This is a genomic window from Belnapia sp. F-4-1 (genome assembly GCF_000802185.1).
GTDB lineage: Bacteria > Pseudomonadota > Alphaproteobacteria > Acetobacterales > Acetobacteraceae > Belnapia.
The window spans coordinates 69,566-91,500 of sequence record NZ_KN676114.1 but is presented as its reverse complement, the minus strand read 5'-3'; the positions used below and the strand labels follow the sequence as shown (position 1 = coordinate 91,500).

Genomic DNA, 21,935 nt, shown 5'->3' with positions numbered 1-21,935 from the left:
TCTACCGATGGCGTAGGCGGCCACTCCGTCAATGCGTTTCAATACCGCAAGTAGTTGAGGAGCAGACCCTCGGCGGGGCAATCGCTCACCCAGCGCTGCTCGCATCGCTGTCGATCCGGTATCGTCAGCTTAGGGGGCCGGCGGTCCGAGCTCGGTTCCAAAGACACCTGGGACGAACTCTTTGGCTTTCAAAGCGCGCTGTTCCGGCTACCGCTTTCCGGCTGAGGTCAGCAGTCATGCCGTGTGATGCCTTGTTGCAGCAATCGCCGGGCCCGATAGGTCCAGGTAGGAGGAGGCCGCATCATCCCGCGGAGGCATCCCTCGTGCTGTTCAAGCTGAACGCCATCACATCCCGAAGCAGAAGCACCGGGTGACCAACTGGGCCGAGTACGACGTTGGCTTGAGGACTGACCGTAGCCTCACCGTGTGGTTCGCGCCGAAGGCGACAGAGGCCTGAAAAGGTCGAGCCACGCACTGGCCGTCGAGATCAACTCGTCCTTCTATAGGCCACATCGGCCCAGCATCTATGGGCCTTGGGCCGCCAGCGTTCCGCCGGACTCTGGTTTGCCACGAAGATCCCGAATGAAGTCACTCGCACCCGAAGGCTCGCCAACACCAGCGGAGCCGCTGGCGCGGTTTCTGGAGAGGTCTGCCTGCTTGGACCCAAGCTTGGGCCTCTGCTGATCGAACTCCCGCCCAGCTTGGTCTTCCACCAAGATCTCGTAGCCAATTTCCTTCGGCATCTGCGCCATCGCTTCGCCGGTAATCTGGCCTGCGAGCCGCGACACCCAAGCTGGTTCACCAACGAGGTCGATGCGATGCTGGTTGAGCACTGCGTGGCGAGTGTCGCCGCCGACGCGGCACCGATTCTGCAGCCTCTACGGAGAGGTCTGGTGCCTGTTCGACAACACTGTTGAAGGGGTGGCCACCCACGATGCGGTGGCGGTGGCAGCCGAGGCTTCTCGCTACGATATCAAACCGTCGCCAACATGACCCGAACCGGCCGTATGATGGGCCGAGCACGAGCGCCGGCATGCAAGACGTCACCGCGGCGCCTTCGCCGCCTTGCGGGCCGTGAACTCAGCGACCAATCGGTCCGTCTCGGCTTGGGTCGGTGGCTTCACCGGCCGCGCCGGTTGCACGGCCGTCGTGCGGCTGGCCGGCCTGGAAACTTTGACTCGTCCTGACACTACGCCGGCCTCGGTCAACGCCTTCGGGATCTCAGCGAGAAAGCGTGATGGCTTGCTGGCCCAGTCGCGGCGATGCCGCACCCAGCTCAACTGCAGCGAGTGCCGGGCGCGGGTGACGCCGACATAGAAAAGCCGGCGTTCCTCGGCGATCGCGCCTTGCTGCTCGGCCTGCCAGTTCGGCCAGACGCCCTCCTCGAGCCCCGCCAGCAGCACATGGTCGAACTCCAGCCCCTTAGCCCGGTGCAGCGTCAGCACTTGCACGGCGTCGGCGGGCTCGGCTTCGCCGGGCATGGCTCCCAACGCGGCCCCGTCGCAGTAAACCGCCACGCTACCGGCATGCTCGGCGGCCCGCAGCGCGGCCGCCCAGGCATGACCAAGCTTGCCGTCGGGGCCCAGCCGCTCCGCTATCTCGCTGGCCTCGGCCGCCAGCCGCAGCGCATCCGCCGGGCCGAGCGTCTGCCGAGCCACGCCATCCGCGATCTCGCCAGCCACGCCCAGCACGGCCTCGAGCCCTTGTCGCTCTGCCGGTGTGGCAGGCAGCGTCGCCACGGCGGCTGCCAGGGCGAGATCCCGTTCGGCGGCGTGCTCACGCAACCGCCCGAACAACGCCCCGCCGATGCCACGGGCCGGAAAGGCGCAGGCACGGCGGAAGGCATCATCGGCGGTGGGCTCCCAAACATCGGCGCCGGGCTTGCTGCCGCGGCTACGGCTCATCGCCAGCCGCAGCCAGGCTATGACGGCCAGGACCTCCTTCGGCGGCTCGGGCTCCCGGTCGGTGACCAGCCGCGCCGGCACACCCGCCTGGCGCAGCGCGGCCAGGATCGGCTCCGCCACGAAGCCGGCCCAGACCAGCACCGCGCACGCGCGCCAGGGCAGTTCCGGCTGTCGTCGCCGCAGCGCCTTCAGCCAAGCCACGGCACCGCGGCCCTCATCCTCGGGGGTCAGTGCCTCCCGGATGGTGATCGAGGGTCCGGGCGGCGCCTTCGGGTCAGCCGGGCGCAGGAGCTTCGGCAGCGCCTCCGGATCCTCCGCTGCGATGGCGTTGGCGGCGCGGAGGATCGTCGGGCTCGAGCGGTAGTTGGTCTCCAGCTTGAGGGCAGGGGGAGCGGTCCGGTAGTCCTTCCCGAAGCGCCGGATATGGGCGACGTCGGCACCGCGCCACCCATAGATCGCCTGCAGGTCGTCGCCCACGGCGAAGACCCGGCCGGGCTTGCCGGCCAGCAGGCGCACCAGCGCATGCTGGGCGTGATTGGTGTCCTGGTACTCGTCGACCAAGATCTCGGCCCAGCGCGCGGACCAGTGCGCAGCCAGCGCCGGATCGGCCCGCATGGCGGCGACCGGCAGGGCGATCAGGTCGTCGAAGTCCAGCGCCTGCCGTCCCGCCAAGGCCGACCGATAAGCCGGAAGCACGGCCGCCGCCTGGGCCAGCACCTCCGGCTCGAACCGACTCAGCGCCGCGGAGCGGGGCAGCCGGCGGGGATTGGTCACGAGACCGTTCTTCAGCAGCGACACCGCTTCCTGCAGCAAGCCGGCTGCCTTCCGGTCCTGGGTGCCGGCGGCCTGCATCAGCAGCTCCCGGGCGTCGCTCTGGCCCAGGATGGCAAAGCCACGGGGCAGACCGGGGATGCCGGCGCCGTCCTCGATCAGCAGCCGGGCCATGACCGCGTGGAAGGTGCCGACCCAGCGCGGTGTCCGCTCCGGCCCGAGCAGCGCCGCAAGCCGGCGGCGCATCTCGCTGGCCGCCTTGGCGGTGAAGGTGATGCAGAGCAACCGGTCAGGCGGCTCGCCGCCGAGGATGAGGTCCGCCACCCGCCGGATCAGCGTCTCGGTCTTGCCCGAGCCGGCACCGGCCAGCACCAGCACGGGCGCCGGCGCAGTTGCTGCGGCGCGCTGCGCCGGGTTCAGGAGAGCTGTGCTTCGAGGAGTACAGCGTTCTCGACAGTGGTCTATCCTGCACGCCGCTAGCCGCGGCCGAACACCTGACCCGCGAGCGGATCGAAGATGCCCGTGGCCTGCGGCGGGAGAATGCCCTCCACGAGGCTGCGAGACCTGCTCGCAACGGTGGTGACAGAGTTGGAGAGATCGGGCGCCGCGTTGCCCGAGACGACCAAAATAGCCAGTACCGACATCGGCAAAAGCCCTCTCAGTTAAAGGCTTCTGATCGCGTGGTGGGGCATCACCGGATTGGCTGTTGCAATAGGCATCTGACTAACGCCGCCCTGCCGCACAGCATCTGGATGCGCGTCGACCATGCGCGGTAACTGCCACTACCGCGCATGAACGGAGCTTATGACGTGTCTGGTGTTGGGTGAACGTGGCACGATCGTGCTGGGTAAAGGCTTTTGCTTACTCCACCCGCGCGCCACTTGCCCGGATCAGCGGTGCCAATCGGGTTTCCTCACTAGCGCGGAAGGCGGCGAGTTCCTCCGGCGTCGTCCACCAGGATTTGGCACCGAGTTCCTGGAAGCTGCGGACTAGGTCTGGGCTCTCGAGTGCCTGTTTCGCAAAGGCCGAATGGCGCTTCACCACCGGTTCTGGGATGCCAGCGGGGCTGCAGACCGCACCCCAGGAGGTGATCTCGAAGCCTGGCAGGAATTCCGACATCGTTGGCAGTTCCGGCGCCGCCGCACTGCGCTGCGGGCCGGTGACGGCCAGAGGCCGTATTCTCCCCTCGCGGGCGGTGGGCAGAAGACCCGGGATGTTGTCCATGATCAGGTGTACCCGCCCGGCCAGCAGGTCGAGGAGCGCCGGTGCGCCACCACGATAGGGCACGTGTAGGATGTTCGTCCCGACCATCTGCCTCAGCAGCTCGCCCGAGAGATGTGGCGTGGTGCCGATGCCGGAGGAGCCATAGGCGTACTTGCCCGGGTTCGCCTTCAGTAGGGCGATCAGCTCCGGCACGCTGCGTGCCGGCAGGTCGTTGTTGACCACCAGTAGATTCGGCAACTGCCAGAGGCCGGAGATGAAGGTGAAGTCTTGCGCCGGATTGAAAGGCAGGCTGGCATAGAGCGTCGGCGCGATGGCATGGGACGCAATGCTGCCCAGGCCGACCGTGTACCCGTCAGGCTGTGACTTGGCGATCGCGTCGACCCCGACATTGCCACCAGAGCCTGAGCGGTTCTCCACCACAAACTGCTGGCCAGTGATCTCGCTCATCTTGGCACAATAGAGTCGCGACAGCGTGTCAGTAGCGCCACCGGGCGGAAAGATATTAATGTAGCGAACTGACCGGTTGGGCCAGTCCATGCCTGGCTGTGCATGCGTCTGTCTAGACAAGCCAACAACCGGGGCAACGAGCCCTCCAGTAATCATGCCCAGCGTAGTACGGCGCGACATTGGCCTGGATCCGGGTTTGATGGCGTTATGGTCCCGCGGCTTTCTCATGTGGTTCCTCCCACGCGCAGCTTGATGCTGACTTGTTCCTGCTCGATACGGCTGGCGTGAGCCGAAGCACTCACCGAACAGCTGACAGCATATGGGTATGCTAAACGGGTGAAGACCAAAGCCCTTCCACGCCCAAGCGTCGCCGCGCGTCAGCTTGGGTAAAGGACGAAGTTTCCACTCATCGGTTGGGCCGAAGGTGTGAGGTCGGCCATGTGCAAGAAAGTCCTACATACCTTCAAACGACTGTCCGACGGCTTGAAGGCAGGCTCGGCCGTGCCACGAGCGGCCACTCCCCCGTTTGAAATCGAAACACCACTGGCCATACCTGCTTGGCTCAGCACTTCCTGGCTCATACGGTAAGCGTCAGCAAAGGGGAGGCGGCCCGAAATGAGTGACGGCGTTGTCGTCGGGAAGGTCTCGCGGGTTGCCCGCTACCCAGTGAAGTCCATGGCAGGCGAGCCGGTTGCCGAGTTGGACCTGCGCTGGACGGGCGCCCATGGCGACCGCCAATACGCCTTCGTGCGACGCGGCAACCGGTCGCGTTTTCCCTGGCTGACAGCGCGCAACGCGCCGTCGCTCGTCCTCCACCGCCCCCTCTTCCGCGACCCGGCCGACCCGCGGCACTCCCCCGTGGACGTGGTCACCCCCGCAGGCGAGCGCCTGCCTCTGGATCACCCGGCGCTGGCCACCAGCCTGTCGGAGGCGGCCGGCACGGATGTCGAGCTCATCCAGGTTGGCCGCGGCATCTTCGACAGCATGCCGGTGTCCCTCACCACGTCCGCATTCCTCGCCGCGGTCGACACGGCACACGCCTTGCCGCTCGACCCACGGCGTTTCCGCATGAACATCGTCATCGAGAGCGAGGCATCTGACTCTACCTGGCACGGCGGCGTGCTGGCCTTCGGTGAGGGTGGAGGCGGTGCCCGGTTACTGGTCAACGACGCCATCCCGCGCTGCGCCATGGTTACGATCGATCCGGACACCGCGGCGCGTGACCCCTCCGTCCTCCGCACCGTAGCCGGGCGCTTCGCCAACAACGTCGGCTCTTACTGTGCAACGCTCCAGTGCGGGTCGATCCGCTTGGGCGACCGCGTGCGCTTCTTCCCGGCAGGCCCAAGCGTGTAGGCGTGCGTCAGAGGACTGTTGAGCAGAGCGGTACGCATTGTCGCCTGCTGATTCGCTCCGGGTATCCCTGCTCGCCAATCGACGGGAATACCCGGAGCGCGTCAGCAAGCCGATCGCATGACTGGCTTTATGTGGCTAGGCTGCGAGGACCAGCAAGGATTGAGCATGCGCGCCAGGATCCGTGACACCGAGCTCTATTTCGATGTGGAGGGCCTAAGCCTCGTCCCGGACGGCCCCGAGATGCGCGAGCGCCCCACCGCCTTCGCCATCCATGGTGGCCCGGGTGGCGACCATACCGGCTTCAAACCCGGCTACACCGCGCTCACGGATGCCATGCAGGTCGTCTACTTTGACCACCGCGGCCAGGGGCGCTCGGCGCGCGGTGACGCTTCCAGTTGGACGCTGGACGAGAATGTCGAGGACATGGAGGCACTGCGCCGACATCTCGGCCTCGGTCCCATCGTCTCAATCGGCACCAGCTATGGCGGCATGGTGGCCATGGCACATGCCGCGCGCTACCCCGAGGCGGTGTCGCATCTGGTCCTGGTCGTAACGGCCTCCCATGGCGGTTTCATTCCACGCGCTCAAGAGATCCTCGCGGCGTGCGGCACGGAGGAGCAGAAGGCGCTCTGTGCAAAGGTGTGGGAAGGCGGTTTCGAGGACGAAGCGGAGCTGAAGCGGTACTACCGTGTCATGGGCCCGCTCTATGCAGCGAAGCATGACCCGGAGAAGGCCGAACACGGCATCGACCGCGCCATCCATAGCCCGGAGGCGCTGAACCGTGCCTTCCGGCCAGGTGGCTTCCTCCGCAGCTTTGATCTCAGGCCAGAGCTGGCACGCATCACCGCGCCTACACTGATCCTCGGCGGTCAGCTGGACTGGATCTGCCCGCCGGAGTTTTCCGAGGAGGTCCATGCGCTCATCCGCGGCTCACGCTTGGTCATTGTCGATGATTCCAGCCATTCCATGCGTGTCGATGCACCAGAGCGGCTGTACGGCGAGATCCTTCGTTTTGTCTCAAGCTGAGGCGTTGAGTGACAGGCAAACCGATGATGGTGTCCGTGGGATGACGCTGGCTGCCCGGCAATAGGCACGTCGGGCGTATGGGCTGAGAATCAAGGTGCAGGGCATATTGGTAAGTGCAACTCGACACGACCACTTGGGGGCATGAACTAAGTCTGGGGCGCAGCGTTCTAATGTGCTAGACGGGATTGTATTTGGATTGGCCCGCATAGTGAGGCGGCCATCATTAACATTGGACACACATGTCAGAAGCAGATCGCGTTTTCTCACGCATTCCGAAGCCGATTACATCATTCAATGAAACGCGGCACATTGTCACCGCACCTCGAAAGAACCGCTCGGGAACTGTGACGAACCGGGTTGTTGAGGTTGTGCATGTGGCGCATGGGACGCCGGGACTACGGAAGAATCCCCCGCATCCAGTGCGACGCGATGGTCAAGCGGAGAGTTGGCCCAATGGGTTTCGTGCGAAGTCCGCTTCACCTGTCCCAGTGCCAGATGCGCAACCGATAGCGCCCAAGCCCATATCGCCGGTGGTGCATGTCATGCCGGCCTGGGAGCCATCAGCGCTGCAAGCTGCTTTCACGGAGGAGCCACTCACTCAGGTATTGAGAAGCACCCAGACCATGGAACACGACGCGCAGCATGACGCCGCGTCTAGCTCGCCCAGAACTGTGACGCGGCGCTTTGCGGACCCCTTCGCGGCGGATGATGATGGCGCCAACTGCACCCGTTGTGGCTATCTCATCGAGCCGGCACGAGAGAAGCGTGGCCTGTGGACATGTTCGAAATGCGGCTGACGTGGGGCGTTCGCTCTTTAGGCTCAGAACAGCCTTGCAGCAGCGACAGCATGCGCGCTCTGGACAGTACCGCAAACTCACGCTTGGCCTCGCCGTCTCCGCCGATCCGCACCAGATCATAATGCACGCTGATCTCTTGCGGGCTGTCCAAGTGGCATGGGTCGGAGAGCATCAAGCCCACACTCGTCCGGCGGGCGCCCAGAGCCGCGCCATTCCTTGCCGCCGCACATGATCTTGGGTTCGGTAGCGACCTGCTGCTGGTTATCGAGATGGCCCAGAGCCAAGCCGACAAACATGATGCCGCAGGCAAGGTTGATCCATCCGCCCCAGACAACCCTCTTGGTGCCGGCCACCTCACGCCGCGTGGAGTGCCGCCATAGGGCCCATGCTCCTTGCCCGATGAGCACCGTGCCACCGAGGAGCTGCGCTGCGTTGTAAGCACGCTGCCAGACGAGCACGGCGAGGGTGGCGACATAGATCAGCAGGAGCGACTGTTGCCTCCATCGGCTCATCGAACTGGCTCTACGCATATTCTGGCGCCAGACACCGAAGCTAAGCGCGGCCTTGCAGCACTGCGATTTTCTTCGATGCAACGACCGGCCTATCCGGATACCGACCATCATTCGCCGGGTTCAGGGACGCGAGATGCGTGGACATGGGGAGGGTCTCGGCAAGCTTGGCTAGAACAGGGTGGTCTGCGGCCGCTGCGGGCCGGCGGCTGGCTTGCGGCGGGGTAGGGCAGGGGGCAGGGGGGACGGACGGCTGGCAGTCTCGTCGGGCCCGGCATAGCCGTCGTCGGCGATCAGCTGCAGCTGCACCCCAGCACCAGCCGCCGCCGCGGCCGCAGCCGGCAGCTCCAGCGGCACTGGCCAGAAGCACTCGACACGGTCCTCGCCGCGCAGCGCCAGGAACACCACCCGGTCCACCCGGCCAGCACCGTCGGTGCTCGACCGCCAGGCGGAAGGCCAGCCCCTCAGCTGCCGCCTCGCCCAGCGCCAGGGAGAGCTGTTGAACCTCGACCTCCTGCCGCTTGAGGGTGCGCTCGGTCGGCTCTCCGCCGCGCCGCGGTAGAAGCGCACCGGCACGCCATTGCCGTTCCCGCCGATGACGAAGACGAAGTGGGCGCTGTCGTCGAGCACCTCGAGCCAGGGGTAGTCGCCCGAGCTCGCGGCCCGCTCCAGCCGGTGCCGGCCGAAGGCAAAGGCGCGGCAGCCGACCGACCATGGGTCGTCGCCCAACTCGTAGCTGGCCATGGCCAGGGCGTCGCGTCGGGCATTGGCCAGCATGCGGCCGCAGATCCGCAGCCGCTCCTCGGTCAGCGCCGGGTGGAAGTCCCAGGGCAGGCGCGAGGGGGAGGGGGGCGAGGGCGGGTCGGCAGGCTGCATGACCAGGACCGTAGCACAAGCGGGAGCGCAGCGATCGCCCGTCCATGGTGGGCGTCGCGGACACCGGCGTGGGCTTGCCGGCGTCGGGGAAGCCGGGCATGAGCGGCGCCCGTGGACCCGCCGGCACCCGGCGTTGCCCGAGCCGGACCGGGACCACCAATGAGCCGCTTCAGACCGCTGTTATTGACCGTCGCATTGCTGGCCTGCGCCATCCCCGGCGCTGAGCAGGCGGCGGCCTCGGCCTGTCCACAGCATCACGCCGGGGGCGTGGCGCCGGACATCCTGCGCCCGGCGCTGGCGGCCGAGACGCGGGAGCTGTGCTTCAAGGAGTACAGCGTCCTCTACAGCGGCATCTCCCGCACGCCACTGGCCGCGGCCGAACACCTTACCCACGCACGGATCAAGGAGGCTCAGGACCTGCGGCGGGAAGGTGCCTTCCACGAGGAGGAGCGCCTGCCGCCCGACCAGCGGGCCCGCCTCGGCGACTACGCCCGCTCGGGCTTCGACCGCGGCCATATGGCTCCCGCAGGCGACATGGCCACGCCCGAGGGCCAGGCAGAGAGCTTCTCGCTGGCGAACATAGTGCCGCAGGACCCTGGCTCGAACCGCTGCCTGTGGGAGCGCATCGAGAGCGCCGTGCGCGATCTTGCCTTCAAGGAGGGCGAGGTCTGGGTGCTGACGGGACCGATCTTCCAGGGGAAGGAGCTTGAACGGCTTAACCGCCGGGTGCTGGTGCCGACCAGCCTCTACAAAGCGGTTTACCTGCCATCTCGGCGGGAGGCGGCGGCCTACATCGCCCCGAATGCGCCTGGGACCGCGTGGCGTACCGTCTCTTTAGCCGAGCTACGCGACTTGGCTGGCCTCGACGCCTTCCCCACGCTTGCCCCAGATGTGCGAGCCCGCGCCATGCGGCTGCCCGAGCCAAGACCCCAGAACCCACGCGGTGGCTGCGGCGAAGCAGGAACGGCGGTCACGGCAGATCATCGACCGGCCACCACCACCAGAGGCCCAAGCCCAGGCCCGGTCACACCACCGGCGACGAGGAGCGCCGGCTCGGGCTGGAGCGGCAACCTTGTCCTGATCGTCGCAGCGTTGGCGGCAAGCATCGCCTGTTATCTACTCTATCGCGTCTTGGGGCGCCGCTGACGGGAGGACGACCATGAGCTTCACGCCCTATGCCGACGAGGCCTCCGCGCTGCAGATCGGGGACCTCACCATTGAGAACCGCCTCAACCGAGTTGCGCTGTTCGGCAGCCTGGACCTGACACGTGACAAGGCCGGTCTGCAGCATGCCAAGACGCTGCGAGACCTGCTCGCCGCGGTGGTGACGGAGTTGGAGCGACCGGGCACTGAGTTGCCTGAGGCGACCAAGACAGCCAGCATCGACACCGTCAAGAACCCTTTCGGATAAGTGCTTCTGATCGCGCTTCGAGCCCCGTCGGGTCAGCTGCTATGATAAGCATCTGCCTGACGCCGCCGGCCCGGCACAGAGTGTCAGGAGGCGGCACGATCATGGGCGGTTAGGGCCATTACCACGCACGATACGGCGGTCGCGCTGAAGGGCCTTGGCCGTGTTCTCGCGCGGAAGCGACAAGGTCGGGCAGGGCAGGAGGCCGGTATCAGGACGGATCAGGCAATGCGTCTTCGGTGGCACTCGCAAGTTAGTTCGCCGACTGCAGGATCCGAACGCCACGCCAAGGGCGCAGCACAAGCAGGCCGGCATCGCCACTGACGATGGCCCAGGCGCTGGAAGCGAAGTCAAGCGCAAGGTGACCGTGTTGCAGGGATCGGCAGTGCCCTCGCATGCTGGTTAGTCGGCCCTGAATAACCCCGTTAGGCCGCACGGGCTGTAATTGGGAGATGGTCCGGCTGGGCGATTGCGTGGATGAGGCTGCTGAGGAGGGCGAGCAAAAGGGCTCTCAGGTGGGCGAGGATCTTGCGGATGTTGTGGCCGCAGCCGCAGAGGACGGCGTAGAGGGCGTCACCGATCGTGCCTTTGAGGGCGCATCGGGCGAGGCGGCCGTCGGTCTTCATGTGGCCGATCTCGGGCTCGATGGCGCTGCGTCGCCGCAGGAGCTTGCGCAGGCGTGGGGTAAGGCCGCGGCGCGTACCACTGACGAGCACCGTCGTGCCGTGGGCGCCATGGCCGCGGTAGCCGCGATCGACCACGGCAAGGCTTGGGCAGGATCCGGTGAGGGTCTCCACCTGCTGGAGGGCCTCGGGAAGGGTGTGCCCATCGTAGGGGTTGCCGGGCATGGAGCGCATGCCGACAACAAAGCCGCCGGTGAGCGTGGTGGCGATGTTGACCTTGCAGCCGAACTCATAGCGCACCCGCGCCTTGCCCTTGGAGATGCAGTCCACCTCCGGCTCATGCAGGGCGTAGATCTTGTCCTTGCTTTTCGGCGTCTGCCGCAGCAGGCGGGTGACGAGCGCGATACGCTGCTCGATCCGTGTCCGCAGCCCCTCTTCGGTGACGGCGCCCAGCTTGCGGCCGATGTCACGCAGGACACGCCCGGTGTAGCCCTTGAGCGTGCGCAGCACCTGGCGCATGCGGCGGAACTGCCGGGCATGGGCGTGCCGCCCGGCCTGCGCCGCCAGGCGCGGAGCCTTGCGGTTGTAGTTCTGCCGCAAGGTGATCCCAGCTTTGCTGGCCAGCGCCACCAGGGAGCGGCGCGCCCTCTCGTAGAGGCGGCTGTCGGTCGGATGCGCGATGGCCTTCTCCATCACCGTGGTGTCCACCGCGATCTCGGCCAGGCTGCGCGGCGTCACGGCACCCGCGGCCCGGCCCGCCTCGATCGTCTTGGTCAGCAGCCACTCCACCCCCTCCTCGCCGATGCGGCCACGCCAGCGGCTGAGCGACGAGGGGTGGATGGGCGAGCGGTGCTGGAAGAAGACCTCGCCGGTGAAATGCTGGAAGTACGGGTTCTCGACCCAGCGGGCGAGCACCGCCTCATCGGACAGGCCATAGGCGTGCTGCAGGTAAAGTAGCCCCGCCACCAAGCGGGGATAGTGGCAGGCCGTCCCTCCTGGGCAGGGAAGAAGCTGACCCATTCTCGCTCGAACCAGTCCCAGTCGATCAGCGCCGCCAGTCGAACCAGCTCATGCCGCCCGTCGACGATGTCGACGAGGCGCGGCCGCAGAAGGTCAGCCTGTTCCGGTGGGCGCGGGCGATGCTTCATGCCCGCCAGAATCGCAGGCTTTGCCACCCATTCCAATCAAAGCTTGCAATCCCACAGCGTCCAAACCGTAAGCGTCAGCCGTCAGCGGCCTTGAGATGACGGGGCGTGCCTGCCGAGATGGTGGGCATGACGGACGCAGCTGAAGTGGCGGAACCGCTCGGAGCGGGTTCTTACGACGGTCGGAATGGCACGATGCGAGCGCGCCCGGAGCGGGGCGTTCGGGTCGAGGTCCACTCGGTGCGGCGGCGAGAGTGGCCGGACGAGGACAAGCTGCGAGTAGTGCGCGAGAGCCTGCAGCCGGGTGCGGTGGTGCAGGCGGTGGCGGACCGGAACGGGGTGAGCACGGGGCAGATCTATACCTGGCGCAAGGAGATACTAGCGGCGGCGGTGTCGGGGTTCATGCCGGTGGCGGTGGTGCCGGAGGCGCCGCGTGTGGAAGGACCGAGGCCGGCGCGGGAGGGTGTGGTTGAGGCGCCTGGCGTGATTGAGATTGGCTTTGCCTCCGGTGTGACGGTGCGTGCCAGCGGCCGGGTGGACATGGTGGTACTGCGGGGCGTGCTGGCCGAACTGGGTGGCCGGTGATGTTTGGCCCGCCGCCTGGCACGCGCGTCTACTTGGCTTGCGGCGCGACGGATATGCGGAAGGGCTTCGATGGTTTGGCAGCCCAGGTGCAGACGGTGCTGGCGCAGGATCCGTACAGCGGCGCGGTATTTTGCTTTCGTGGGCGCCGCGGTGACCTGCTGAAGATTTTGGTTTGGGACGGCCAAGGCCTGGTTCTCGTGGCCAAGAGGTTAGAGAAAGGTCGCTTCGTGTGGCCGCAGGCGACGAGCGGTGTTGTTTCACTCACGCCAGCCATGCTCTCGATGCTTTTGGAGGGGATTGACTGGCGCATGCCGGCCTGGACGGCTCGGCCCGAGGTTGTGGGGTAACGCTCCTCTTATTTGCGGCGACGCGCTGCGGTCAGCGACGCTGTACGCGTGACCTCCGACCTCGACACCGCGGCATTCCCGGACGATGTGGAGACGCTGCGCGCCCTGCTGGCGCAGCGCGATACGCTCCTTGCCGAGCGCGACGCTGCCCTGGCTGAACGTGACGCCGAGCTGCGCAATGCAGGCTTTGAGATCGAGAAGCTGAAGGTCCAGCTGGCGGCATTGCGGCACGATCGTTATGGCCGGTCCTCCGAGAAGCTGGCGGCCGAGGCCGACCAGCTTGAGATGCTGATCGGCGACCTCGAGGAGAACCAGGCTGAGCGCGAGGCTGCGGCGGAGAAGGAGCGCCAAACCAAAGGCAGGTCCGGCAATCAGCGCAAGCCTGCCACGCGCCGGCCACTGCCCGAGCACCTGCCGCGCGAAATAGTAGTGCACGAGCCCGTCCTGGCCTGCCGCTGCGGCTGCACCGATCCCGCCCGCCTGACGCGGCTCGGCGAGAGTATCACGGAGGTGCTGGAGAAGCTTCCGGCCAGGCTGAAGGTGATCCGGCATATCCGGCCGCGCTATGCCTGCCGGGCCTGCGAGGCCATGCTGCAGGCACCTGCGCCAGCCCTGCCCATTGAACGGGGCCGGCCCGGGCCCGGCTTGGTGGCCCATGTGCTGGTCTCGAAGTATCTCGACGGCCTGCCCCTCTACCGTCTCTCAGGCATCCTGGCGCGCGAGGGGGTGGAGGTCGAGCGCCAAACCTTGGCCGACTGGGTGGGCCACGGCGCCTGGTGGCTGCGGCCGCTGGCCGAGGCGATCGGCACCTATGCTCTGGCGCAGGGCGTGATCTGGACCGATGACACCACCATTCGCGTCCTCGCCCCGGGGCGCGGCCGAACCCGCATCGGTCGGTTTTGGGTCTATGCCTTTGACCCCAGACCCTGGGGCGGCACTGGCCCGCCGGCGGCGATCTACTACTACTCGCCGGACCGCAAGGGCGAGCGGCCCCGCGAACACCTGGCCGGCTATCAGGGCTGGCTACATGCCGATGCGTACGCCGGCTACGACGCGCTGACCGGGGCCAAGGGCGGCAGGCCGCCGCAGATCACGCATGTCGCCTGCATGGCCCATGCGCGGCGCGAGCTGTTCAAGGTCTACGAGAGCACCAGGTCACCGATCGCCGAGGAGGCCTTGCGTCGGATCGGCGAGCTCTACGCCATCGAGGCGGCGCTCAACGGCCAGTCGCCCGAGCAGCGCCGCGCGGCGCGCCAGATACAATGCAAGCCGCTGCTGGATACCCTACATGCCTGGATGCTGGAGCAGCGGCGCCGGCTGTCGGGCAAGTCAACGATCGGCAAGGCGCTGCAGTATGCGCTGAACCGTTGGGATGCGCTGTCGCGCTATGTCGAAGATGGCAAGCTCTCGATCGATAACAACCTCGCCGAGCGGCAGCTGAGAGGCATTGCCGTGACGCGGAAAAACTATCTATTCGTCGGTAGCGACGCAGGTGGGCAACGCGCCGCGATTATCTACACCATCGCCGAAACCGCAAAGCTGAACGGTCTGGATCCAGAGGCCTACATCGCCGCCGTTCTCGACCGCCTGGCGCATGGTCATCCCATCAGCCGTCTCGACGAACTCCTGCCCTGGAACTTCACGGCGCAGCGTCAACCTGCCTGAATGGGCTGACGCTTACTCCAAACCGGCGAAGCTTCCAGGCAGATCAGTGGGTTAGGAGTTGTTCAGGGCCGACTGGTTACGTTGGGGACTGCCGCGAGATTGGAGGTCAGGCTGCGGCGGCCATAAGCGGGGGAAAGTCCTTGGCGGGGTAGAAGCGCTGCCCGAAGCCGCTGCCGAGCGTGCCGTTGTAGACGGCACAGCGGATCTTGAGCAGCCGGTCGGCGCCGCGCCGTGACCAGTGCATCTGCTGCGATTTGGCCATCCGGCGGTTCATCAGGAAGTTGATCGTGCCCTCGGTCAGCGCCGTGCCGACCCGCAACCCGGCCCGATGCCGCTCACCGTAGTCGGCCAACCGGTCGCTCTGCCCGACGAGGTAGCTGTCCAGCGCCTGCAGCGCGGTCCACAGCTTGCGCGAGGGTGCGATGGATCTCCGGCTGCCCGGCTCGCCCCGGAAGTAGTGCATGACCGCACGGATGCGATCGAGGCTGACCTTTGCATCCTTGGCCTTGCCGTTCCATAGCCGCCAGCGCAGGCGCTCAACCTCCTCGACGATCACCGCCTTCGCAGCCGCGCGCTCTGAACTGTCGGAGGACAGGGCTCCGGTAACCTGCGTCAGGTGCTGCAGCCGCATGGCGATATGAAACCAATCCAACATTGGAAGCTCATCGACGCCCGCTCTGAGAAGGATGCGTCGCAGTCCGGGACAGCTGTCGGTGAACGCCGTCAGTCCCGTGCCCTCAGTGCGCCCGACCGCATCAAGGCTATGGCGGATTAACGCTGCGGGATCCGTGTCGATCTTGGTGACAGCACCGAAGACCTGCCGTCTTCCGGCCATCGTCTCGAAATTGCCGATCCGGACCTCCAAGTGCCGCTCGCCGTCCTCGCAACTCCGGATGAAGGTGGAGTCCAGGGTCACTACGAGGGCCTCGGCAGGAGGCGTCGGTTTGGCTATCACCGGCATCGGTAGGCTCTCAGCAACTTTGAAGGTATGCCGGCGCAAGCTCTCCGGATCGGCGCCGGCGTCCACCGGGAACAGCTGCCCCAACACCTCGGCCGCCGCCCGATAGGGCATCAAGGCGGAAAGCTGCGCCCGCAGCCGATCCAGCTCCGGGGTCGAGCGGACGTGCGGCGGCCATCCCACGCCCGCCTCGGTCGTGGCACATCTGGCGCAGCGGAAACGGGGCAGCCGCACGGCAACTTGGCCGAACAGCGTGGTGATGGCGTGCTGGCGGTAGTCCTTGATTCGGCAGGACGCACTACAATCGCGGCACGCCAGACGGTGCACGGCATGAACCCGCGCCTGCGCGGCGACGACCTCCCGCTGGATGCTGGCCAGGAGCCGTTTGCCTTCGGCCAGGCTCAAACCCAGGGTGCCCAGATCGGCAAGCGTATTGGTCCTGGCGATTCGCATGACATCGGTGCTGTGTTCTTCGCCCTCAGCCCCGATGCTGACCAGCTTCACAATCCAGGCCACGGCGCCTCTACCTCAACGGGGATACAGACCCGAAAATACCTCTTCCGGCCTCGCACCCCCAATCATGCGGCAGTCCCTCCGAGGTGTTGAAGTTGGTTCAGACTGCCGCAGACGCGCAGGCCTGCATCGTACTCTGCTCGGTTGGTGACCCTACGCTTCTGTCTGGAAATGTGGTGCCGCCGAGCGGCGTTCGCTTGGAAGGGCAAGAGGGCGGTCGCTGGAGGGTGGGGGGACTCGCCCCGACCCCATCCTATCCGAAGCGACCCAAGCCGCCGACCGTTGCAGCAAGGTGCCATGTAACAGTAGCTAATTCACGGTGTAACTAGTATGAATACGGACTCTCATTTATAGTGCTCTATGGTCCAAAAAAGCAAAGCGATCGCATCTGCTTGGTTGTGATCTTTGACAGAAACGCCTTTTGAGCGAGCGAATTCCATCATCATAGCTTTGCTGGCATTACCGTGACCAGTTGCGAACTTTTTTATTGTTCCAACTGGAACGCCAACATAGCTGATCCCGCGAGTGTCGCACCATGCGGCAATAGTCGCCAAGAACCCTCCGTACACCTGAGCAGCCACAGTTCCACTTTGAGACATAACCTTCTCCAGAACGAGCAGGTCAATTTCGCCACAAAGCGTTTCAAGTTGCGCTAGTAACCTGGAAAGTTCCAAAAATTTCGCACCGGCGCCCATGTGGTGGCCGATGACCAGCGATTTGCTGTCTGACACGATCGCCCCTGTCCGCAGACGGACAGCCCATCCTGTTTGATTTCCGAGGTCCAATGCCACGATCGACGAGACTCGATTTCGCTGGACAATGTTCTTTGATGAGGTTGACGGACCATCGTTTGAAGCGTCGGTGCAGGCAGGTGAACGTAGTGAACCTTCAGGCGACACGTTCGTCCCTTCTGTGCTCCGATGATCCTCCCTAGGGGCAATTCTAGGTTCACTAGGTTCACTGTTCACCGCCCGCTCACCAGGGTTCACTCGATCGTCATGCGTTGAGTTCCCGCCGTTGTATGGGCTGTTTGGTTGTATGCGGATGTCTGCAAGTCGCCATCGAGCCGCGTTCTGATGCGAGTCTTCAGCTCTCACCGCCACAGAATGCCTGTCAAATTCAAATGTGCGGTCGCGCAGCTTTTGGAGGCCTAAACCCAGTCGCGTCCGCTGCGAGCGTTCATTCCCATCGCCTATATTCGGTGGAATATCCATTTGACGCGCAATATCGTAAAGCTCGTGTACTCCAACCTCAGCATATCCATACTCACTGAGCCACATGGCCACTAACTGTCGCCACGCAGCTTCGTTGGGATCGCTAATCGGCGCATGATGTTGCTGCAGAAACCCAGTGATCCCGGCGACATCGAGAACACCACCAACAATCGCAGACCACTCTTCGAATCCAGCGAGGCAACGTTTGCTCAGAGGCCGATCTCGCACAATCCATGCTTGGATCACTGTTAAAAGTGCCACAACTAGGCACGGCCTGTTCTGGCGAACAGTATTAATTATTTGGGGGTATCGGAAACTGCGGCCTTCCCATGGGCGCGCACATTGAGCATCGAGACGTATCCAAATGGCTCGGCGGGCGATTTCATCGGACACCTCCGGATTATTGCCCGTTACCATCCAAATCGTTTTATTCATGAGTCCAACGATGTGAGATTGGCCTAGCATCCGATCCGCCCAGACCGTGCTAGTCAACAAAGCTGCAAGTGCCGGTGACCGAAGCGGCCCGTGCAAATTGTCAATGAGTTGGAACACCGGGAGACGCAGCAATGTGGCCGTAATGCGTTTACGCAGTTCGCTCTCATTGCCGCCCTCCACCATAACCGGAGCAGGAGCGCCAGTCACTATCTCCGCGATAATATTAGCTAAAAGCGTTGCGCCATTGGCGGGTGCGGGTTTTCCAATAATCAAAAGAGGAACTGGGCCATTTATGGCTGGGCGCAGGATTGCGACCAACAACGTTGCCATCGCATGTGCAAAGTCGCTATCATCCAAAAATGGCATATCGGATAACAGATCTCTAAAACGATCAACGGCCGCTGCTATTTCGGGTGCCGACGGCGCTTCGTTGATCGGCGGTAGATCAAACCCTTCTTTTGGGATAAAGAAAGTTTTTGTGTCTTGATTATATCCGAAGTCGCACGCCAACCCGCCAGTTGGACCCACAACCGGAACAGGACTTATACCCGTCAGGGTCGGCAGCGGAGGATTGGGTCTCGCAAAAAGTGCTTCGACCAAAACCATCGGCGGGTCAACAGTTTTTAGATGACGCCGATTATCCTGACGCTCAAAAATAAACATTTCGGATAGCATTAGACGCATATTTGCCCAGGTTACAGGACGCGCGCTCACCAGATTCCAGGTGTCATGCACGACCCACTGAAAGCCGTTATCGAAGCGGAATAGCCACTGACTGCACGCATTCGATTCGATCAGATATCTCCAAACAATTTTCGATGCTTGGTTGATGTTGCCTTCGTCTACACAGACGGTTGGGCGGACGGTCGGTGGCATAAACCCCAGGGGCCAGCGTTGCCAGTCATCGCCGTCGATTTGAGTCATTGGATGCCTCCTTCGTACCGAGACACCTCACGCCAATGACTACGAACATTGCAAGCGACAGGCGGAGAAGCATTCCGACAGTTCTCACAAAAAATTTTACCGAAAAATTTAGAAGGATTTCTTCTGCATCCATCTGCGATATCTGGGAGTATGAGTTCGTGACTCATTGTCATCTAATTTGCGAAGAATGAAGAATGTACACTAACCTTCGTTGTCAAACGAAGACCTGCCTGCGACTTTCTTTGCGTCAGCGACCGTTACCCGAAGGGCCGAGACGCGCGTGCGCGGCTCGGTGAGCGCCAGCGAGTAGGGCGCGCCGCGAAGCGGGACGCCAAAAAATTTCTGACCTCCACAGGCTATTGGTGTTCAGCGAAAAACGATGCGACTAACGAGCTGGACTAGCAGTAGCTTCTCGGGATCGGTCATGAAACCGCACAGTCGATCGTTAATGACAGCGCGTGGTGGGTTGTTTCGCAGGCCTTGGCTCTATGCGCGATGTCCGACGACTCGGCGAACACTCAACGACATTGCGGGCGTGGGCACCAGGCGGTGGGATAGACTGCGTTTGATCAGCAAGCCGTATATGCTTGGCGAAACGCCAAAAATTTGTTCGGCCGCAGACGTGCGCGACAAGCGGGTTCGGTGTTTGTAACGAAATCATAATCGGTGGCGAGCGCCGGAGATGATGTGGTAATCGGGCCGCGATAGCCGCCGGAACGGCAACACGCTGGGCGGAAGAACTGCATCGCCCTACCCGGAAGCTTTTCAAAATGGTCGCGCAAGACGCCACGCCTTCGGTTCAAGATCTTTTCCTCAGCCAGCTTATCAAGACCGGAGCTCAGGTCACTGTGTTCCTCGCAAACGGGGTCAAGCTGCAGGGCAAGGTCGTTGCCTTCGACCGCTTTTCCTTGGCCCTCACCCGCAGTGGCTATACCCAACTGGTCTACAAGCACGCGGTCAGCACGGTGATGCCAGGCGGTGGACCTGGTCTGATGGAAGCCAGTGATGCTTCGACCCGGAGCGAAATCAGACGGGACATGCCGGCCTCGGGGACACGACTCTCGCTCGGACGCCGAATCAGCTAGACCGGTCAGATCTCGTCGGCCAGTCGGTCGAGAGCGGCGCCGTCGAGCACGTAGGAGACCTTGTCCGCTCCCTGGGCGCCGAGGCCATCGTACAGGGCTCGCGCCGCCGCATTCTCCCGGGAGGTCGACCACTCGATCCGCCTGCGACCGGCGGCCCTGGCGTCACGGACGATCCCCGCCAGCAAGGCACGGGCAACGCCAGGACGGCGAAGCCCAGTAGCGCCTCGCCGTCGGCGGCAGGTCGAGGCTAGGCTGCGACGTCAGGTCGCTCGGTTGGCTGGAAGCCGCGGCTGAAGTGCATGGTGAGGAAGCCGTAGAGCTGTTCCGGTTCGGGACGGCGCCGGTCGGGCGGCATGGCAGTCCACGCGGCATCGGCGCCAAGGCCGTCGAGGAGGTGCTGCAAGTCTGCCCGAAGGCTGGCGGCACTCGCGGGCAGTGCGGTCGTGCCCGAGGCGAGGTCGTAGGTCGGCTGGAGCCGGAAGATGGACTGCAGCTGGTCGCGCGTCAGTGGCTGCCCCGCCGCAGCGGCGATGGCCCATTGGATGGGAATAATCAACTCCGCCAGGCGGCGGGCCATCTCCCCGAACGGAGACTTGGCGAGGTCCTGGTCGAGGTCGCATGCCGCGAGAACCAGGGCGGTCGCCTCCTTGGCATCGAGGCCGGCGAGCGTCGCGTCATCGAGCTTGAGCAGCTGCATGGCTATTATCCTTTGCATGGAGGGGTGGTGCGACCATGGCCGGGCGGCGTGAACCGCTGCGGCCACGGACGGCCCGATCAGTCGAGCTTCGCGGGGCGGTTCTCGATGCCGCGACGCAAGGCCTCGGCGAAGCTGCGCGCGATGGCCTCCCGGTCGACCGGGGCGATGGGGCCATCATGCAGGATCTCCGTGGGGATCTGCAGATGGCTGTGCACATGCGGCGCGGCATCGTCGGCGGCGCGGCGAGGCAGGTGGCGAACATCCATGGTGAGGTCTCCAGACCGCGACCCTGGCCAGGATGGCGATGGGGCTTGCGCGGTTCTCAGACATTGGCTGCGATTTGCGCGAATGGCGAAACGCCCTGGCATCAGGCCGCGATCGACACGCCTCGCGGGGCCCGTGGTGCGAGCCAGCCCCAGGCGGCATGCGCGGTTCCGCAATGGGGGCAGGGCGCGATGGTGGAACTGGGCCTCCCGGTTGGTCGGACCCCGCTGATCTCGCTCTCCCGCCGGACGAAGTGCAATCCGGTCAGGCCGCCGCGGAAGGTCGGCTGCAGGTACATCGCGGTATTGTCGAACTCGATCCAGGGGTAGCTGTCACGCTCGGCTTCCGGCGTCCGTAGCCAGTCCGGCGTGACCTTAAGGGTGGCGAGCAGGCGTGTCGCCCGGCCGCAAAGATCGCCGGGAATGCCGTCACCGGCCTGGGCGATGCTGACGACCAAATCGAGTTGGCAGGCGGCCTCGATGGCGGCCAGTCGGATCGGGTGCTGGTGGAGTTCTGCCTGTGCGGTGGCGACGGCTGCGGCGACCGTCACCAGGTCGACGGCATTGTTGGCCACGAAGCGGGCCACGAGTGACCCTGTGCCGGCCACCTCGGGGGGAACGACGGCGGCCTGCAGCAAGGCGACGACTTCCCTCGCGCTGCGGTTGGCGAGATCGGCATCGGTGATGGGGAGGGTTGGGATCACGAGGGGCTCCGGGGAATGGGGGCGCGGCGCCGGAACGACGGTGTGGCGATGGGATGCCGTCGACCGTGCTGACGGGAGGTCCGCCGCCCTCGGAGACTGGATGCGATCCGCGCGAACGGCGAAGGGGGATTCGCCGACCGTGATGGCCTGGTTAGGCGGCGAGCGCTTCGGCTGGTGCGACGGCGGCCGTCACGCCCGGGCGGACGTCCCCGCGGCTGATCGTGAAGCCGGGCTTGGCCAGCTCGGTGCAGAGGGCCAGCCGGCGTTCGTCGCGGGTGCCCTGGGTGGCGATGAAGCTGGCCCGGCCTAAATGGAACTCGAAGCCGGCGCGCTTCAGGCAGCCGCGAAAGCGCTGCTGGGTCTTGGCGCTCTAGTCGAAGCTGCCGGCGTAATTGCGGAAGACGGCGACGGCATAGACCGAGCCGTAGTTCTCGTCGCGCCAGGTGATCTCGACGATCGGGG

At 64.8% G+C, this 21,935-nt stretch carries 18 protein-coding genes and 3 pseudogenes; 9 read left to right on the top strand and 12 right to left on the bottom strand.

Going from position 1 to position 21,935, the window contains the following annotated elements:
- The first annotated feature begins 426 nt into the window (after positions 1–426).
- Positions 427–917: pseudogene (locus LH62_RS32790) on the top strand (DUF72 domain-containing protein).
- A gap of 126 nt (positions 918–1,043) precedes the next feature.
- On the opposite strand, the gene LH62_RS25975 reads toward LH62_RS32790, so the two are convergent.
- The 3 genes from LH62_RS25975 to LH62_RS25970 all read right to left on the bottom strand — a co-directional run bounded on the left by LH62_RS25975 (position 1,044) and on the right by LH62_RS25970 (position 4,436).
- A complete protein-coding gene (locus tag LH62_RS25975; RefSeq protein WP_255360034.1) occupies positions 1,044–3,095 on the bottom strand; it encodes an ATP-dependent helicase in 2,052 nt (683 codons plus the stop codon).
- 56 nt (positions 3,096–3,151) lie between these two features.
- Positions 3,152–3,319, bottom strand: a complete 168-nt coding sequence (locus LH62_RS31320) for a hypothetical protein (RefSeq protein ID WP_160299896.1) — start codon at positions 3,317–3,319, stop codon at positions 3,152–3,154.
- Between the two features lie 217 nt (positions 3,320–3,536).
- Positions 3,537–4,436, bottom strand: a complete 900-nt coding sequence (locus LH62_RS25970) for a tripartite tricarboxylate transporter substrate binding protein (protein WP_160299895.1) — start codon at positions 4,434–4,436, stop codon at positions 3,537–3,539.
- Positions 4,437–4,961: 525 nt separating this feature from the next.
- On the opposite strand from LH62_RS25970, the gene LH62_RS25965 reads away from it, so the two are divergent.
- Together LH62_RS25965 and LH62_RS25960 are read left to right on the top strand one after the other, a co-directional pair.
- Positions 4,962–5,699 (top strand): MOSC domain-containing protein, encoded by a 738-nt coding sequence (locus tag LH62_RS25965; RefSeq protein WP_043366705.1) that lies wholly within the window; start codon positions 4,962–4,964, stop codon positions 5,697–5,699.
- A gap of 165 nt (positions 5,700–5,864) precedes the next feature.
- Positions 5,865–6,725, top strand: coding sequence for an alpha/beta fold hydrolase (locus tag LH62_RS25960; protein ID WP_043366703.1), 861 nt, complete (start codon positions 5,865–5,867; stop codon positions 6,723–6,725).
- A 913-nt stretch (positions 6,726–7,638) separates the two neighbouring features.
- Here LH62_RS25960 and LH62_RS30640 read toward each other — a convergent pair.
- The gene (locus LH62_RS30640; RefSeq protein ID WP_144404702.1) at positions 7,639–8,145 is read right to left on the bottom strand and encodes a hypothetical protein; all 507 of its coding nucleotides are present in this window, start codon (positions 8,143–8,145) and stop codon (positions 7,639–7,641) included.
- A gap of 57 nt (positions 8,146–8,202) precedes the next feature.
- Positions 8,203–8,907 carry a hypothetical protein gene (locus LH62_RS25955; RefSeq protein WP_043366701.1) on the bottom strand — a complete coding sequence of 235 codons (705 nt, stop codon included), beginning with the start codon at positions 8,905–8,907 and terminating at the stop codon, positions 8,203–8,205.
- Positions 8,908–9,066: 159 nt separating this feature from the next.
- On the opposite strand from LH62_RS25955, the gene LH62_RS25950 reads away from it, so the two are divergent.
- A complete protein-coding gene (locus LH62_RS25950; RefSeq protein WP_082012924.1) occupies positions 9,067–10,053 on the top strand; it encodes a DNA/RNA non-specific endonuclease in 987 nt (328 codons plus the stop codon).
- Between the two features lie 13 nt (positions 10,054–10,066).
- Positions 10,067–10,318 carry a hypothetical protein gene (locus LH62_RS25945; protein ID WP_043366700.1) on the top strand — a complete coding sequence of 84 codons (252 nt, stop codon included), beginning with the start codon at positions 10,067–10,069 and terminating at the stop codon, positions 10,316–10,318.
- A 422-nt stretch (positions 10,319–10,740) separates the two neighbouring features.
- Here the strand turns inward: LH62_RS25945 and LH62_RS25940 are convergent.
- Positions 10,741–12,086: pseudogene (locus tag LH62_RS25940) on the bottom strand (IS5 family transposase).
- 192 nt (positions 12,087–12,278) lie between these two features.
- Between LH62_RS25940 and tnpA the strand changes: the two are divergent.
- Genes tnpA through tnpC form a run of 3 tightly spaced genes read left to right on the top strand, consistent with a single transcriptional unit; the run spans position 12,279 to position 14,680 of the window.
- Positions 12,279–12,668 carry an IS66-like element accessory protein TnpA gene (gene tnpA / locus LH62_RS25935; RefSeq protein ID WP_043361366.1) on the top strand — a complete coding sequence of 130 codons (390 nt, stop codon included), beginning with the start codon at positions 12,279–12,281 and terminating at the stop codon, positions 12,666–12,668.
- The gene (gene tnpB, locus LH62_RS25930; RefSeq protein WP_043366699.1) at positions 12,668–13,015 is read left to right on the top strand and encodes an IS66 family insertion sequence element accessory protein TnpB; all 348 of its coding nucleotides are present in this window, start codon (positions 12,668–12,670) and stop codon (positions 13,013–13,015) included. The genes tnpA and tnpB overlap by 1 nt, the downstream gene beginning before the upstream one ends.
- Positions 13,016–13,063: 48 nt before the next feature.
- Entirely contained in the window at positions 13,064–14,680 is a 1,617-nt protein-coding gene (gene tnpC / locus LH62_RS25925; protein WP_043366697.1) for an IS66 family transposase, read from the top strand.
- A 106-nt stretch (positions 14,681–14,786) separates the two neighbouring features.
- Here the strand turns inward: tnpC and LH62_RS25920 are convergent, their stop codons facing one another.
- Positions 14,787–16,154 carry an ISKra4 family transposase gene (locus LH62_RS25920; RefSeq protein WP_043366696.1) on the bottom strand — a complete coding sequence of 456 codons (1,368 nt, stop codon included), beginning with the start codon at positions 16,152–16,154 and terminating at the stop codon, positions 14,787–14,789.
- 341 nt (positions 16,155–16,495) lie between these two features.
- A complete protein-coding gene (locus LH62_RS31660) occupies positions 16,496–18,724 on the bottom strand; it encodes a hypothetical protein (protein WP_201445660.1) in 2,229 nt (742 codons plus the stop codon).
- 770 nt (positions 18,725–19,494) lie between these two features.
- Here LH62_RS31660 and hfq point away from each other — a divergent pair.
- Positions 19,495–19,809: an RNA chaperone Hfq gene (hfq, locus tag LH62_RS25915; protein ID WP_043366695.1), complete on the top strand. Its 315-nt coding sequence runs from the start codon at positions 19,495–19,497 to the stop codon at positions 19,807–19,809.
- Positions 19,810–19,814: 5 nt separating this feature from the next.
- Here hfq and LH62_RS25910 read toward each other — a convergent pair.
- The 4 genes and pseudogenes from LH62_RS25910 to LH62_RS25895 all read right to left on the bottom strand — a co-directional run.
- Positions 19,815–20,009: pseudogene (locus LH62_RS25910) on the bottom strand (GNAT family N-acetyltransferase); the annotation flags it as partial.
- A gap of 47 nt (positions 20,010–20,056) precedes the next feature.
- The gene (locus tag LH62_RS25905; RefSeq protein WP_043366691.1) at positions 20,057–20,506 is read right to left on the bottom strand and encodes a hypothetical protein; all 450 of its coding nucleotides are present in this window, start codon (positions 20,504–20,506) and stop codon (positions 20,057–20,059) included.
- Positions 20,507–20,583: 77 nt separating this feature from the next.
- Entirely contained in the window at positions 20,584–20,772 is a 189-nt protein-coding gene (locus LH62_RS25900; protein WP_043366689.1) for a hypothetical protein, read from the bottom strand.
- Positions 20,773–20,873: 101 nt separating this feature from the next.
- Positions 20,874–21,473 carry a hypothetical protein gene (locus LH62_RS25895; RefSeq protein ID WP_043366687.1) on the bottom strand — a complete coding sequence of 200 codons (600 nt, stop codon included), beginning with the start codon at positions 21,471–21,473 and terminating at the stop codon, positions 20,874–20,876.
- Between the last annotated feature and the right edge of the window lie 462 nt (positions 21,474–21,935).

Coding starts and splice junctions, on each gene's coding strand:
- LH62_RS25950 (WP_082012924.1), top strand. CDS start 9,067: ATGAGCCGCTTCAGACCGCTGTTATTGACCGTCGCATTGCTGGCCTGC.
- LH62_RS31660 (WP_201445660.1), bottom strand. CDS start 18,724: ATGACTCAAATCGACGGCGATGACTGGCAACGCTGGCCCCTGGGGTTT.
- LH62_RS25945 (WP_043366700.1), top strand. CDS start 10,067: ATGAGCTTCACGCCCTATGCCGACGAGGCCTCCGCGCTGCAGATCGGG.
- LH62_RS25965 (WP_043366705.1), top strand. CDS start 4,962: ATGAGTGACGGCGTTGTCGTCGGGAAGGTCTCGCGGGTTGCCCGCTAC.
- tnpA (WP_043361366.1), top strand. CDS start 12,279: ATGCGAGCGCGCCCGGAGCGGGGCGTTCGGGTCGAGGTCCACTCGGTG.
- LH62_RS30640 (WP_144404702.1), bottom strand. CDS start 8,145: ATGATGGTCGGTATCCGGATAGGCCGGTCGTTGCATCGAAGAAAATCG.
- LH62_RS25900 (WP_043366689.1), bottom strand. CDS start 20,772: ATGGATGTTCGCCACCTGCCTCGCCGCGCCGCCGACGATGCCGCGCCG.
- LH62_RS31320 (WP_160299896.1), bottom strand. CDS start 3,319: ATGTCGGTACTGGCTATTTTGGTCGTCTCGGGCAACGCGGCGCCCGAT.
- LH62_RS25955 (WP_043366701.1), bottom strand. CDS start 8,907: ATGCAGCCTGCCGACCCGCCCTCGCCCCCCTCCCCCTCGCGCCTGCCC.
- hfq (WP_043366695.1), top strand. CDS start 19,495: ATGGTCGCGCAAGACGCCACGCCTTCGGTTCAAGATCTTTTCCTCAGC.
- tnpB (WP_043366699.1), top strand. CDS start 12,668: ATGTTTGGCCCGCCGCCTGGCACGCGCGTCTACTTGGCTTGCGGCGCG.
- LH62_RS25970 (WP_160299895.1), bottom strand. CDS start 4,436: ATGGACTGGCCCAACCGGTCAGTTCGCTACATTAATATCTTTCCGCCC.
- LH62_RS25960 (WP_043366703.1), top strand. CDS start 5,865: ATGCGCGCCAGGATCCGTGACACCGAGCTCTATTTCGATGTGGAGGGC.
- LH62_RS25905 (WP_043366691.1), bottom strand. CDS start 20,506: ATGCAGCTGCTCAAGCTCGATGACGCGACGCTCGCCGGCCTCGATGCC.